The 14,202-nt window shown below is 39.5% G+C and carries 12 protein-coding genes; 10 read left to right on the forward strand and 2 right to left on the reverse strand.

Annotation, left to right across the window (positions count from 1 at the left end; all coding sequences use genetic code 11):
* Positions 1 to 401 precede the first annotated feature (401 nt).
* Positions 402 to 1,754: an NADP-specific glutamate dehydrogenase gene (gene gdhA, locus CWC14_RS06820; protein ID WP_138562028.1), complete on the forward strand. Its 1,353-nt coding sequence runs from the start codon at positions 402 to 404 to the stop codon at positions 1,752 to 1,754.
* Between the two features lie 180 nt (positions 1,755 to 1,934).
* Entirely contained in the window at positions 1,935 to 3,041 is a 1,107-nt protein-coding gene (locus CWC14_RS06825) for a GGDEF domain-containing protein (RefSeq protein ID WP_076921080.1), read from the forward strand.
* Between the two features lie 45 nt (positions 3,042 to 3,086).
* On the opposite strand, the gene CWC14_RS06830 is transcribed toward CWC14_RS06825, so the two are convergent.
* Together CWC14_RS06830 and CWC14_RS06835 are read right to left on the reverse strand one after the other, a co-directional pair.
* Positions 3,087 to 4,820 carry an AMP-binding protein gene (locus CWC14_RS06830; protein WP_138562030.1) on the reverse strand — a complete coding sequence of 578 codons (1,734 nt, stop codon included), beginning with the start codon at positions 4,818 to 4,820 and terminating at the stop codon, positions 3,087 to 3,089.
* A gap of 170 nt (positions 4,821 to 4,990) precedes the next feature.
* Positions 4,991 to 5,437: a DUF3010 family protein gene (locus CWC14_RS06835; RefSeq protein ID WP_008110482.1), complete on the reverse strand. Its 447-nt coding sequence runs from the start codon at positions 5,435 to 5,437 to the stop codon at positions 4,991 to 4,993.
* Positions 5,438 to 5,812: 375 nt separating this feature from the next.
* Between CWC14_RS06835 and thrS the strand changes: the two genes are divergently transcribed.
* The 8 genes from thrS (at position 5,813) to CWC14_RS06875 (ending at position 14,099) form a co-directional block, all read left to right on the forward strand.
* On the forward strand, positions 5,813 to 7,723 hold the full coding sequence (gene thrS / locus CWC14_RS06840; protein WP_138562032.1) for a threonine--tRNA ligase: 1,911 nt from the start codon (positions 5,813 to 5,815) through the stop codon (positions 7,721 to 7,723).
* Between the two features lie 63 nt (positions 7,724 to 7,786).
* Positions 7,787 to 8,347 carry a translation initiation factor IF-3 gene (gene infC, locus CWC14_RS06845; RefSeq protein WP_008466946.1) on the forward strand — a complete coding sequence of 187 codons (561 nt, stop codon included), beginning with the start codon at positions 7,787 to 7,789 and terminating at the stop codon, positions 8,345 to 8,347.
* A gap of 211 nt (positions 8,348 to 8,558) precedes the next feature.
* Entirely contained in the window at positions 8,559 to 8,759 is a 201-nt protein-coding gene (rpmI, locus tag CWC14_RS06850) for a 50S ribosomal protein L35 (protein ID WP_002960713.1), read from the forward strand.
* A gap of 15 nt (positions 8,760 to 8,774) precedes the next feature.
* The gene (gene rplT / locus CWC14_RS06855) at positions 8,775 to 9,137 is read left to right on the forward strand and encodes a 50S ribosomal protein L20 (protein WP_008110477.1); all 363 of its coding nucleotides are present in this window, start codon (positions 8,775 to 8,777) and stop codon (positions 9,135 to 9,137) included.
* Between the two features lie 287 nt (positions 9,138 to 9,424).
* Positions 9,425 to 11,242, forward strand: a complete 1,818-nt coding sequence (locus CWC14_RS06860) for a M14 family metallopeptidase (protein WP_138562034.1) — start codon at positions 9,425 to 9,427, stop codon at positions 11,240 to 11,242.
* A 1-nt stretch (position 11,243) separates the two neighbouring features.
* On the forward strand, positions 11,244 to 11,885 hold the full coding sequence (locus tag CWC14_RS06865) for an MBL fold metallo-hydrolase (RefSeq protein ID WP_138562036.1): 642 nt from the start codon (positions 11,244 to 11,246) through the stop codon (positions 11,883 to 11,885).
* Positions 11,886 to 11,969: 84 nt separating this feature from the next.
* Positions 11,970 to 12,428, forward strand: coding sequence for an Lrp/AsnC family transcriptional regulator (locus CWC14_RS06870; RefSeq protein ID WP_008110469.1), 459 nt, complete (start codon positions 11,970 to 11,972; stop codon positions 12,426 to 12,428).
* Positions 12,429 to 12,542: 114 nt separating this feature from the next.
* A complete protein-coding gene (locus CWC14_RS06875; protein WP_138562038.1) occupies positions 12,543 to 14,099 on the forward strand; it encodes a SulP family inorganic anion transporter in 1,557 nt (518 codons plus the stop codon).
* Positions 14,100 to 14,202 lie beyond the last annotated feature (103 nt).

A 14,202-nucleotide genomic window follows, 5' to 3' on the forward strand; every position in this document is an offset into this window, starting at 1 on the left:
AACGCTAATAGAGCCTATTTTATGGAGGTTGAATACAACCTCCATTTTGACCTCTCCACATTTACTCAATTATCAGTCTATTCTTCTACAACTTCAGTCTCATAAAGCATTTTATTTTGTCGCTCTCGTAAAACTGTAGAGTCGTATTTTGTTTTACTATTTTTTTAATACTTTTAACATGTTATTCATTCAAACGGCTATTTTTAGCATATAAATTCTTTTTTAATGAGTTTTTATACAAAAAGAAACAACAATTTAATTCAACATCAAACACGTGCATCCAGTTTATCTATGATGTTAAAGTGTAAAAATAATGATCGGATAATTAATTTCTTCACTAGCAATAGCATTGATCATTTTTCCTATTTCAAATTAAAAAATACCTACATGGAAGAATAAATATGAATTATATACACAGAACCATTGCGCAATTAAAGCAGACGAGCCCTGCGCAATGTGAGTTTTATCAGGCAGTAGAAGAAGTGCTAGACTCGCTAGAGCCTATATTTGCGCAAACCAGTCATTACCAACAACAAGCAATTATTCAAAGAATGGTAGAGCCAGAGCGCCAGTTAATGTTTCGCGTGCCTTGGGTTGATGACGAGGGCAATATTCAAGTGAATAAAGGCTACCGAATCGAATTTAATTCGGCGCTTGGCCCTTACAAAGGCGGCTTACGTTTTCATCCAAGTGTAAATGCCAGCATCATAAAATTTTTAGGCTTTGAACAAATTTTTAAAAATGCACTGACTGGTTTGCCTATAGGCGGCGGCAAAGGAGGCGCTAATTTTGATCCTAAAGGACGCTCTGATGGCGAGATAATGCGTTTTTGCCAATCGTTTATGACCGAGTTATATCGTCATATTGGCCCGACTACCGATGTACCTGCAGGGGATATTGGTGTGGGGGCACGAGAAATTGGTTATATGTTTGGCCAATACAAACGCTTAACAGGGCGCTATGAAGGCGTACTAACCGGTAAAAGTTTACTTTGGGGCGGATCGCTTGCTCGCAAAGAAGCAACGGGTTATGGCGCAGTGTATTTTGCTAACTATATGCTTGAAGATCGTGATGACAGCTTATCAGGAAAACGCTGTTTAATTTCAGGCTCTGGCAATGTGGCAATTTATGCCATGGAAAAATTATATCAATTAGGGGCTACGCCTATCACCTGTAGTGACTCAAAAGGCACTTTGTACGATGAGAGTGGCATTGACTTAAAACTCATTAAGCAATTAAAAGAGCAATCACGAGGGTGTTTGAGTGACTACCTAGATACTCACCCTCAGGCAAAGTATACGCCTCGCGATGAGTACCCTCAGGATGGTCATGCTGTATGGCGTTACAGTGCGGATGCGGCTTTTCCTTGTGCTACACAAAATGAATTAACCCAAGCGGATGCAAAAGCACTACTTGAAAATGGCTGTACTTTAGTCAGTGAAGGAGCAAATATGCCTTCAACCAAAGAAGCGATTGATTGTTTCATAGAAGCAAAAATTGCTTATGGACCTGGCAAAGCAGCAAATGCAGGTGGGGTGGCAACGAGCCAATTAGAAATGGCACAAAATGCCAGTATGCAAAGCTGGACATTTGAGCAAGTAGATGAAAAGCTCAAACAAATAATGAAAGATATTTTCACAACAGCAAGCGATACCGCAAAAGAGTTTGATCAACCCGGCAACCTACTACTAGGCGCTAATATCGCTGGATTTAGACGTGTAGCCGATGCAATGATTGAACAAGGCGTTGTATAGTAGCGCCTCGGCTATTTAATTAACTCTCTACTTTTATTCGTTATACCCTGAATAGGGATTGTTCAGGATATAGCAAAAGTAATGTATAATATTATTTAATAAGGTAAATTTAACTCGCTAATTAATAACAATAAACTATAGTGTGGATAAGGATAAGTGAGCTTATTCAGGAGAGTGCAGGTGCGTCTTATTCCCTCAATTTTTTATTTTTCAAGTGCAACAGAGCACAACTTCCAAAATCAACTCAATAAAAGCTCAATGCGTCTTGCTGATGCATCACTCTATCTAGTAACACTGTTTTTATTGTCTTTTATTTTTATGTCTTGGCTTAATCAACAAGAGCCTGCCAATTCAACCATAACAATTTTACGCGTAACTATGGTGTTGTTATCGATAGTCCTCATTATTATAAATAAAACACTAAGTTCAGAGTACTTGCATTCGCGCTTTTTCAGTTATGCGGTTTTATTTTGTTTTTTATTTAGTTATTTCTTCTGGGTATATGTGCAACGCTATAGTGAATTAAAAGAGGGTGGACCTATGCTTGTCGCTGCTGCATTTATAGCCATACCGATGCTGCACTTAGGACATAAACTGGTTTTATGGTCAATAATTGGCATTGCCCTGATATTTATTGAGCTTTTTTCTTCTACTTCGATTGCGTGGACACTTTATTTTTATTTCAGCATAGTTATTGTACTGGCCATAGTGCAATATCAACTAGATATCCTATTAAGAAAGCAATATAAAGCGGAATTATTTGAAACTGAAAAAGCCAATACCGATCAATTAACAGGTATGCATAATCGGCATAGTTTTGATAGACGCTGTAAAGCATTAATTAACAAGTTAGCGCCATCACAATATTTAGGGTTAGCCATGATTGATGTCGACTATTTTAAAAATTATAACGATAACTACGGCCACTTAGAGGGAGACAACGTACTAATAGCAGTCGCAAACCGACTAAAACATTGTGACGCTGATATTGTGGTGCGTTTTGGTGGTGAAGAATTTATATTGGTAAAAATATTACAGGCAAATGAGTTAGATTGGTTGAGTGACTTACCTAAACGCTTTGCAGCCGACCCGATTGCACATCAGTATTCACCCTTTAACCGTATTACTGTCTCTGCTGGTATTGCAATTGATAAATACACGACATATAGACCTTCAATTAAATCATTGTTGGCAACAGCTGATGTAGGGGTTTATAAAGCTAAAAATGCAGGACGAAATATAAGTATTACTGACTTTGTTGACCCTAAACAACCTGAAATTGAGTAAGACAATGCAAAGCACTAAGCTGATAGTGCTTCGCATTGAATCGGATTACGAAAATGCAGATTCGGCGAGCTCTTCTTGCATTTGTTCACGCATTTTAAATTTTTGCAATTTGCCGGTTACCGTCATCGGGTAATTTTCAACAAAGCGAATGTATTTAGGTTGTTTAAAGTAGGCGAGTTTGTCCTTTAAAAATAATCGAATTGCATGCTCATCTAGTACTTCACCTTCTTTGGGTTGGATCCAAGCACATACTTCTTCACCGAATTTTTCATCACTAATACCAAAAATAGCGGCATCTTGTATACCGGGGAAGGTGTAAAGCACTTCTTCAATTTCGCGTGGATAAATGTTCTCTCCGCCACGAATGATCATGTCTTTAATTCTGCCAACAATGCTGACAAAGCCCTCACTGTCCATTACCCCTAAATCGCCCGAGTGCAGCCAGCCTTCATTGTCGATAGTGGCTTTGGTTTTCTCTTCATCATTCCAGTAGCAACGCATAATGCCGGCCCCACGACTACATACTTCACCAGGCTGCCCGATTTTTTGAATTTCACCAACCTCATCAATAATTTTTACTTCGGTGTGTGCAAGCGCTCGGCCAACCGTAGTGACTTGACGCTCAATAGAAGAGTCGGTTTCGGTAATGTTATTAATTGGGCTGCATTCTGTTTGCCCATAGGCAATTACCACCTGATTCATATTCATGAGTGTTTGTACTTTACGCATCACCTGTTCAGGACAGGTTGAGCCTGCCATAACACCCGTTCGCAGTGTACTTAAGTCATACTCGTTAAAGTTATTAAGCTCTAACTCGCTTATAAACATGGTAGGCACGCCATGAAGTCCGGTGCACTTTTCTTGTTGTACCACCTCTAATGTGGTTTTTGGATCGAAAGAATCACTTGGATAAATAGCTGCAGCGCCTTTACTTACGCACAATAAGCTGCCTAAAACCATGCCAAAGCAATGATAAAGTGGTACAGGGATACACAGCTTATCATGTTCAGTAAAATGCATTGCTTGGGCAACAAGCAGTGCATTATTAAGAATATTTTTATGCGTTAGCGTTGCCCCTTTAGGGTTTCCTGTGGTGCCAGAGGTAAACTGAATATTAATGTCTTGATTGCAATTGAGGGTTTTAGCCACCGCTTGAAGTTCTAACTGGTGGGCTTCTGAGGGTAAAGCGAGAATTTCATTAAATGAAAACATGCCATTTACTGGCTCATCACCTATGCAAATTACATTTTTTAATGAAGGAAGCTGAGCGGCTTTTAATTCCCCTTTTTGGCAACTATTTAGCTCTGGGGCTAAACTTTGTAGCATATTAATATAGTGACTGCTCTTAAACGCTGTGGCAGTAATAAGTGTAGAGCATTCAACACTATTAAGGGCATATTGCAGTTCATTTGGGCGGTAAGCGGGGTTAATACACACCATGATTGCGCCGATTTTGGCCGTGGCAAATTGAGTTAAGCACCATTGTATATTATTGGGTGACCAAATACCGACCCTGTCACCGGGCTTTACCCCTAATGCCAACAGGCCCATAGCCAGCTGATCAATCTGTTGCTGAAATTCTTTATAGCTTAAGCGAATATTTTGATGAGCAACAACAACTGCGAGTGCTTCAGGGTTATTGTCGACAATTGAGTTAAGGTATTCTCCAATAGTTTGCTCTACCAGTGGTGTGCTTTGACTCCCCTTAAAATAACTATTTGATAGCGGTATAGTGTTTATTTGTTCTACTTCTTTGAGCACTGTTTGTGTCGCTTTCATGACATTCTCCATGTTTTTATCCATCTAAAGCCTGTTGATTAAATAAACACGAATTGTCGACAAAGGGAAGGGGGTTAGACTAATGTCTTACACTTGTATTTGGAAAATTTAAGCATAAAAAAACGCGTAATATTGAGCTATTACGCGTTTCTACAAAAAGGGGAATTAATTTACATTTCGTCGCTGCGGTAGGTTTTTTTCATGATATAAACGTAAGCATTAACGAATGCATTTTCTTGATATTTTTTAAGACCGGTGTCTTCGAACGCGATAGGGATCGGGTTACGTTTTACTTGCTCTTTTATTTCAGTAGTTGAAAACACGCGAACATCGAGGTTGTCGATTAATTGGATAGCTGTTTCCATTTTAAACCCTTTAGCGCTGCCTGCAAATTTACCTTTAGGCTGGCGTTCGCGAATGGCAACAGAATCAATTTGATAATCTTGCATTAGTTTTGCAAAATCAAATTGAAATTTACGCATTACTTCAGTGTCGTTACCGTTACCTAAGGTAAAGCGTGTTTGGCGCACGTCACGAATATCAAAAACGTCGTTATCTTTACTTAAAATACAAAGTAGTACATCACTACCGGTAATTTCTACACCACATGTTCTCATTGTTAATCTCTACTATAACTTAATTACCGGTTATTATACGCAACACGCATTAAAATGCGAGTTTAAGCAGTTTACGTGCTGCTTTAATATCGTGTTTAACGTTAATTTGAGATTACCTGACTGAAGAAAAGTTATTAATTGCACATTTATGCTAAATTTGCGTGGTTTTTAATAGCTTAAAACTTGTAATTAACGCTGCAGCACGCGACAATATCTTTTTTGTAGTTGAGCAGACTCAGCATCTACATTAGCCAACTAAGGCGAAAAATAGTCAATGCTTATTCGTAAGAGCGTTGTCGAGTCATTCTCATTTAATTTTATTAGAAAATACACGTGATACATTGTAGGTGTCACCACTGTATGTAAGGATTTATAATGCCAGTTATTACTCTCCCTGACGGAAGTCAGCGTAGTTTCGAAAACCCTGTAAGTACTCTTGATGTAGCAAACGATATTGGCCCTGGTCTTGCTAAGGCAACCATTGCAGGTCGTGTTAATGGCGATCGTGTTGATGCGTGTGATCTTATTAGTGAAGATTCTCGTCTTGAAATCATCACCGCTAAAGATGACGACGGCTTAGAAATTATTCGTCACTCTTGTGCTCACTTGATTGGACATGCAGTTAAGCAACTTTTCCCTGAAGCTAAAATGGCTATTGGTCCAACTATTGATAACGGTTTTTACTACGATATCGATATGGAACATTCTTTGTCACAAGATGACTTAGACGCCATTGAAAAGCGTATGCTGCAACTTGCAAAAACAAACTACGACGTAGTGAAAAAAACAGTAAGCTGGCAAGAAGCACGCGATACGTTTGAAGCGCGTGGCGAAATATACAAAATTGAAATTTTGGACGAGAACATCGCAAAAGATGACCGTCCAGGATTATATCATCACGAAGAATATGTAGACATGTGTCGTGGTCCTCACGTACCAAACATGAAATTCTGCCAAAACTTTAAAATAATGAAGGTAGCAGGTGCATACTGGCGTGGTGATTCTGAAAACAAAATGCTACAACGTATTTATGGCACAGCGTGGGGCGATAAAAAGCAACTTAAAGCGTACTTAAAGCGTTTAGAAGAAGCTGAAAAACGCGATCACCGTCGTATTGGTAAAGCCCTTGATTTGTGGCATTGGCAAGAAGAAGCGCCAGGCATGGTATTTTGGCACAACGATGGTTGGAGCATTTACCGTGAGCTTGAAGAGTTTGTTCGTGAAAAACTACGTGAATACAGCTACGAAGAAGTAAAAGGTCCAATGATGATGGATCGTTCATTATGGGAAAAATCAGGTCACTGGGAAAAATATTCAGACGCAATGTTTACCACTGAGTCTGAAAAGCGCGAATATGCGATTAAACCAATGAACTGCCCAGGCCACGTACAAATTTTTAACCAAGGTTTAAAATCGTACCGTGACTTACCGCTTCGTATGGCTGAATTTGGCTGTTGTCACCGTAACGAGCCATCAGGCGCGCTTCATGGCTTAATGCGTGTGCGTGGCTTTACCCAAGATGATGCGCATGTATTCTGTACTGAAGAACAAATCATGGATGAAGTATCGGCCTGTATTAAAATGGTTTACGATACGTATGAAACATTCGGCTTTGAAAAAATTGTAGTTAAACTTTCAACTCGTCCAGAACAACGTATCGGCGAAGATGAAATGTGGGACAAAGCTGAGCTTGCACTTGCTGATGCCCTTAAAGCAAATGACATTGAATTTGATTACCTACCAGGTGAAGGTGCCTTTTACGGACCTAAAATTGAATTTACTTTGTACGATTGCTTAGACAGAGCGTGGCAGTGTGGTACAGTGCAACTAGACTTTGCATTACCTGGTCGTTTAGGCGCAACATATGTGGCTGAAAATAACGAACGACGTACACCTGTTATGATACACCGCGCTATATTAGGGTCTATTGAGCGCTTTATCGGTATTTTAACAGAAGAGTATGCTGGTTTATTCCCAACGTGGCTTGCGCCTAAGCAAGTGGTGATTATGAATATCACCGATAAACAAGCACCGTATGTTCAGGAAATTGTACAAAAATTAAATAAACTTGGAATTAGAGCCGCTGCTGACTTGAGAAATGAGAAGATTGGCTTTAAAATCCGTGAGCATACACTTAAGCGTATTCCTTACTTACTGGTTGTTGGCGATAAAGAAGTTGAACAACAAGAAGTAGCAGTACGTACTCGCACAGGTGAAGACCTAGGCAAATTTAATGTTGATGATTTTGTAGCTAAAATTAGCGAAGAAATTAAAAGTCGACAGTAAAAAAAATCGAGTGTGTAGGGCATATACAAACAGCCAAACTACACACTTATATTATTGATATTCTTGGAGGAACGTACTATTAGAGGCGGCAAGAAAGGGCAACAAACAGCTCAAAAAAATCGTATTAACGAAGAAATTACAGCTCAAGAAGTTCGTTTAATCGACATCGACGGCGAACAAGCTGGAATTCAGTCATTAAAAGACGCACAAGCTATGGCTGATGCAGCGGGTGTTGATCTCGTAGAGATTAGCCCAAATGCTGAGCCGCCTGTTTGTAAGGTTATGGACTACGGTAAGTTCATCTTTGAAAAAAGCAAAGAACTAAAAGAGCAGAAGAAGAAGCAAAAGCAAATCCAGATTAAAGAAATCAAATTCCGTCCTGGCACGGATGAAGGTGACTATCAGGTTAAGCTTCGCAACTTACGTAAGTTCTTAGAAGCTGGCGATAAAGCTAAAATTACGATCCGCTTCCGTGGTCGCGAAATGGCTCACCAAGAAATTGGTATAGAATTATTAAACCGTATCAAAACCGATTTAGAAGAGTTAGCAGTAGTTGAGTCTTTCCCCAATCGTGTTGAAGGCCGCCAAATGGTTATGATGATGGCGCCTGTTGCTAAAAAATAATTTTTAGGCGATAATACGCACCGAATTTAGTTCAGGTACCCAAGTAATATGCAAATATTCACCTGTGCTAACCGGTTTTAAAGTAAAATTGCGGCATTTATGCTGGGTTTTCACCGGAATATGGCAGTAAGTTAGGCCTAAAAGTGGAGCTATAGAAATATATCTCACGCCTGCTTACTAATTTTAAAGCAATACATTTGGAGTTATTGCAATGGCTTACAAGCTAAAAAGTCACAGTGGCGCTGCTAAGCGTTTCAAAAAGACTGCTTCTGGCGGTTTCAAGCGTAAACAAGCGCATCTTCGTCACATTCTGACTAAGAAAACTTCTAAGCGTAAGTTACACCTACGTCCTAAGATGATGGTTCATAAAAATGACCATGGTCTAGTTTCACGTATGTTACCATTCGCTTAATAGGGGTTTTTAGAAATGGCAAGAGTTAAACGCGGCGTTGTCGCACGTGCACGTCACAAAAAAGTTTTAAAACAAGCGAAAGGTTACTACGGAGCACGTTCACGTGTTTACCGCGTAGCTTTCCAGGCTGTTACTAAAGCGGGTCAATACGCTTACCGTGACCGCCGTGCTAAGAAACGTACTTTCCGTCAACTATGGATTGCACGTATCAATGCTGCTTCACGTCAAAATGGTCTGTCTTACAGCCGTTTTATCAATGGTCTTAAAAAGACATCTGTAGAAATCGATCGTAAGATCCTTGCAGATATCGCTGTTTACGACCAAGTTGCATTCGCAGCGCTTGTAGCAAAAGCAAAAGAAGGCCTAGCGGCAGCTTAAGTTTTTGTATAAGTATTAAAAAGGAGCCTATGGCTCCTTTTTTTGTGCCTGTAATTTATTATCTTTTTTATGCGCTTGTAGGCTTTTTCCTTTATTTATTACCGTTGTGTGTTCGTTTTTTTAGGTACTTATTAGCCCTTTTTATTCAGTAGATGTTGATAGCGTGGCTGGGCTGCAACTAAAAATGCCGTTGGCTGTATTTTTTTGTTGAACCACCGCAGTTTTGGCAACTAGAAAAGTTTAATTGCTATAATTTTTCTTAATTAATGGGTTTGTTAGAGAAGTATATGTTTATAAGTTTATTGGTTTTATCTGCAAGTATGGCAAATAGCAATCATTTACCGCCATTATTACCATGGGAAGGTAGTAGTACCTCACTATTGCAACAACAGGGACCCTTAACCACAGACTTTGAAATTTCTGCAGGAGTCTCGTCTCCCAATTATGCTAATACCATGGCATTTGTTGATAGATTAGTGGCTGCGAATCCCACTCAATTTAAATCAAAAACGATTGGCTATAGTAATAGTAAACGAGCAATAAAAATGTTGATTGCCAGCGAACAAGGTTTTTTTAATGCGGGGCAAATGGCCAATAGCACCAAACCAACCGTGCTTATTCAGGCTGGTATTCACGCTGGTGAGATTGATGGTAAAGATGCGATGTTTATGCTGCTTAGAGATATTGCTACGGGTAAACGACGCGATATATTAAAAAAGGTAAACATTTTATTTATCCCAATATTAAACGTTGATGGTCACGAGCGTAGTAGTGCGTTTAATCGTATTAATCAGCGTGGCCCTGTCAAAATGGGTTTTAGAACAAACGCAAATAATCTTAATTTAAATCGTGATTATACTAAGCTTGATACGCCAGAGGTTAAAAGCGTCCTTCAAGTAATTAATGATTATAATCCGAATTTGTATATTGACGTACACGTGACTGATGGGGCTGATTACCAATACGATGTAACCTATGGCTATAACCCAGTATTTTCTAGCGAGTCGCCTGCCATTTCAGATGCGCTTAACCGTTATTTTAAACCAATGATTGATCAAACCCTCACTGAGCAAGGCCATATTCCGGGCCCTTTAGTGTTTGTTATGGATAAGCAAGAATTTAAATCTGGGCTGGCCGGTTGGGTTGCCACACCGCGGTTTTCAAACGGGTGGGGTGATTTAAAGTCATTGCCTACCATTTTAGTTGAAAACCATTCTTTAAAGCCATACAAACAACGCGTGTTAGGGACTTATGTGTTTATAGATGGTGCTATTGAAGCATTATCAGCGCATAAAGATAAACTCGCTAATGCAGTAAAAAAAGAACAAGAATTTGTTCCTAAGCAATTAATTGTTAAGCGTGGTTATTCTGAGCAGCCTGATCATATCGCGTTTAAAGGTATTGCTTATTCTAAAAGCCTGAGCCCATTGTCAAATCAACAAGAAGTAAGCTATTTGGGTAAAAAACAGGATTATGACAAGCTGCCTATTTTTTGGCAAAAAGAGGTGCAGCACACGGTTGAAGTACCAAAATCATTTTTTATTCCACCTGTTTACACCGATATTATTGAGAAATTAGCCCTGCATGGGGTGTCAGTTAATAAGCTCAGTGGTGCCAACACTCAGCCATTAAAAATGGCAAAAGTAGCGCAATATAGTTTTGATAAAGCGCCATTTGAAGGGCGTTTTAGAGTGTCGGCTAGTTTTGATTATGTACCAGCTACAAATGTGGATTTAGATGGTTGGTTTGAAGTGAGTACGCAGCAAAAGGCAGGAGAGTTAGCTGTCCACTTGCTACATCCTGAAGCACCAGATTCATTTTTTGCTTGGGGGGAGTTTAATACTATTTTTCAGCGCACTGAATATATGGAAAATTATGCTTTGATACCGTTTGCTGAAAAAATGCTTGCTGATGACCCCAAATTAGCCCAAGAATTTGATAAAAAAGTAAACCAGGATAAAGACTTTGCTAAGAACGCTGATGCACGTTTAAATTGGTTATATGAGCATAGCCCATTTTATGATCAAGCTTATTTGAAATACCCAGTTTTAATGTCATACGAAGAGAATATAGTTATTCCAGCACAAAAAGATAAAGAAATATAAGATGAAAATAATCACTATTCCCGTAACCCCGTTTATGCAAAATTGCCGAATTATAGTATGTGAACAAACCCAGCAAGCTGTCGTGGTTGACCCTGGCGGTGATGCTGACAAAATTAATGCATCACTTAAGCAGCATAATTTATCATTGGCAGCGATTTGGTTAACCCATGGGCATTTAGATCATGTAGGCGCTGCGCATAATTTACGCGAGCAACACAAGGTAAAGATGATTGGGCCTCATGAGGATGAACGTTTTTGGTTCGACAATTTACCGATGCAAGCCACTATGTTTGGCTTTAAACCGATCAACTCCTTCTATCCTGATGAATGGTTAGCCCATGGTGATAGTATCAAGGTTGGGCAGCTTGAATTTAAAGTACTTCATTGCCCAGGCCATACGCCAGGGCATGTTGTGTTTTATCAACAAGCACACAATACGGTTATCGTCGGGGATGTTATTTTCAAAGGTTCAATAGGGCGTACCGACTTTCCTAAAGGCGACAGCAAGCAGCTAATCGGCTCTATAATGCAACATATCATGACATTACCACCGAACACTGCAATTTTAAGTGGCCATGGTGACAACACCCATGTTGCTCATGAACAGGCTACTAACCCATTTGTAAGTGGCCAGTTTGGTTGATGTGCATATTTGTTAAAAATAAGCAGACTGCTTTTTAAAAAGGCTGTATAATTTAACCAATTTATTAGATAAATAAGAAATAAAATGTCTCTAAATCACGTAGATCGCCAAATATTGGCACTTTTACAACAAGATGCAAGTTTATCAACTGCTGAGATTGCAGACAAAGTCGGACTTTCTCAGTCTCCTTGTTGGCGTCGTATTGCTAAATTAGAACAAGATGGCTACATCAAAAGTAAAGTCGCATTGCTTGATGAAAAAAAGCTGGGCTTTGATATGTTGGTATACGCCCATGTACGTTTATCAAACCATGGTAAAAAGAATTTAGCTGAGTTTGAAAAATTAATACTTAGCTATGATGAAGTGACTGAATGTTACACCATGGCTGGCACTATGGACTTTATGTTGCGTATTATTTCTCAAGGCATAGAAGGTTATGAGCACTTTGTACGCGATAACTTGCTTAGCTTAGAATATGTACAAGAGGTTCATTCTAATGTGACCATGACGTGTGTTAAACGAAGCACGGCGCTGCCACTTTAAACTTTACTAAGCAGCTAAAAGCACACAGGCTGAATTAACTATAATTGTGAAATGAGCGCTAATTTGATAAAATCTAGCGCTTTTTTTGTTAGCGAAATAAAACTGAGGAACTCAATGTTTAACTTACTCAGCAGAGCGCCAAGCTCTGCTAAAAACGATATTCTCTCTGGATTGACAGTGGCACTTGCCTTGATCCCAGAAGCTGTTGCATTTGCCTTTGTTGCAAATGTAGAACCTCTTGTTGGTTTATACGCCGCATTTATTGTGGGCTTAATTACGGCTATTTTTGGTGGTCGTCCGGGTATGATTTCGGGTGCAACCGGTGCATTAGCGGTTGTGATGGTAAGTTTAGTAGTTGATCACGGAGTGGAATACCTATTTGCTACTGTGTTGCTGATGGGACTACTACAAATATTGGCTGGGGTATTTAAGCTCGGTAAATTTATTCGTATGGTTCCGCATCCTGTTATGCTCGGTTTCGTTAACGGTTTAGCGATTGTTATATTTTTAGCCCAGCTTGGACAGTTTAAAGTGCCTGATGGTGCTGGCGGCCAAATGTGGATGACGGGCACTGCGCTTTACATCATGTTAGGTTTAGTGGCGCTAACGATGGCAATTATTCACTTTTTACCAAAATTAACTACCGCGGTGCCTTCATCACTGGTTGCTATTGTTACTGTAACGGGTTTAGTGATTGGTCTTGATTTAGAAGCACGTACGGTACTTGATTTCTTAAAAGGCATGACAGGAAATGAAGCTGCAACCATTGCCGGTGGCTTACCACAGTTTCATATTCCTATGGTCCCTTTTAACCTAGAAACACTACAAATTATCTTTCCATATGCGCTTATTCTTGCAGCAATTGGCTTAATTGAATCGCTGTTAACGCTAAGCTTGATTGACGAAATTACAGAAACCCGTGGCCATTCTAATAAAGAATGTATTGGCCAAGGTGCGGCCAATGTCACATGTGGTTTCTTTGGTGCAATGGGTGGCTGTGCCATGATTGGCCAATCTATGATCAACATTAATTCAGGTGGACGTTCGCGTTTATCAGGTATTAGTGCCGCATTGATGTTACTTGCATTTATTATCTTCGCTTCAAGCTTAATCGAAATGATCCCACTGGCCGCATTAGTTGGGGTTATGTTTATGGTGGTGCTGGGTACGTTTGAATGGGCGAGTTTCAAAATGATGAAACGCGTGCCTTTATCTGATGCTTTTGTGATTGTATTAGTTTCGGGTGTAACGGTTATTACCGACCTTGCGATTGCGGTGTGTGTAGGTGTTATTGTCTCTGCGTTAGTGTTTGCATGGCAGCATGCAAAACATATTTACACAACTAACTATATTGATAAAGAAGGTTCAAAAGTGTACGAGCTACATGGGCCTTTATTTTTTGGTTCGGTTAAAAACTTTGCTGATTTATTTGATGTTAAGAATGACCCTAAAGATGTGATTGTTGAGTTTAAATACAGTCGCGTTGCGGATCATAGTGCGATTGAGGCCATCGACAGCTTAGCTGACAAATACAATAAAGCGGGTAAAAAGCTGCACTTGCGTCACTTAAGTAAAGACTGTACAGAACTACTTCATAAAGCACGTGACTTAGTTGAAGTGAACGTAATTGAAGATCCGACTTATAAAGTTGTTTCAGATAAACTTGCTTAAAAAAGAAAAGTAAACATTGATAAGCGAAAGGTGGATGCCTTTCGCTTTTTTTATGCGTTTTAAATCATCCGCGCAAGGGGTAATTGCAACACGAGTTTTAGTT

The organism is Pseudoalteromonas sp. S3260, from assembly GCF_005886925.1.
GTDB classification, from domain to species: domain Bacteria; phylum Pseudomonadota; class Gammaproteobacteria; order Enterobacterales; family Alteromonadaceae; genus Pseudoalteromonas; species Pseudoalteromonas tetraodonis.

Excerpts from the sequence above, each read along its gene's own strand:
- CWC14_RS06865 (WP_138562036.1), top strand. The coding sequence starts at position 11,244 with ATGAAAATAATCACTATTCCCGTAACCCCGTTTATGCAAAATTGCCGA.
- rplT (WP_008110477.1), top strand. The coding sequence starts at position 8,775 with ATGGCAAGAGTTAAACGCGGCGTTGTCGCACGTGCACGTCACAAAAAA.
- CWC14_RS06875 (WP_138562038.1), top strand. The coding sequence starts at position 12,543 with ATGTTTAACTTACTCAGCAGAGCGCCAAGCTCTGCTAAAAACGATATT.
- CWC14_RS06860 (WP_138562034.1), top strand. The coding sequence starts at position 9,425 with ATGTTTATAAGTTTATTGGTTTTATCTGCAAGTATGGCAAATAGCAAT.
- CWC14_RS06830 (WP_138562030.1), bottom strand. The coding sequence starts at position 4,820 with ATGAAAGCGACACAAACAGTGCTCAAAGAAGTAGAACAAATAAACACT.
- gdhA (WP_138562028.1), top strand. The coding sequence starts at position 402 with ATGAATTATATACACAGAACCATTGCGCAATTAAAGCAGACGAGCCCT.
- CWC14_RS06835 (WP_008110482.1), bottom strand. The coding sequence starts at position 5,437 with ATGAGAACATGTGGTGTAGAAATTACCGGTAGTGATGTACTACTTTGT.
- CWC14_RS06870 (WP_008110469.1), top strand. The coding sequence starts at position 11,970 with ATGTCTCTAAATCACGTAGATCGCCAAATATTGGCACTTTTACAACAA.
- rpmI (WP_002960713.1), top strand. The coding sequence starts at position 8,559 with ATGGCTTACAAGCTAAAAAGTCACAGTGGCGCTGCTAAGCGTTTCAAA.
- thrS (WP_138562032.1), top strand. The coding sequence starts at position 5,813 with ATGCCAGTTATTACTCTCCCTGACGGAAGTCAGCGTAGTTTCGAAAAC.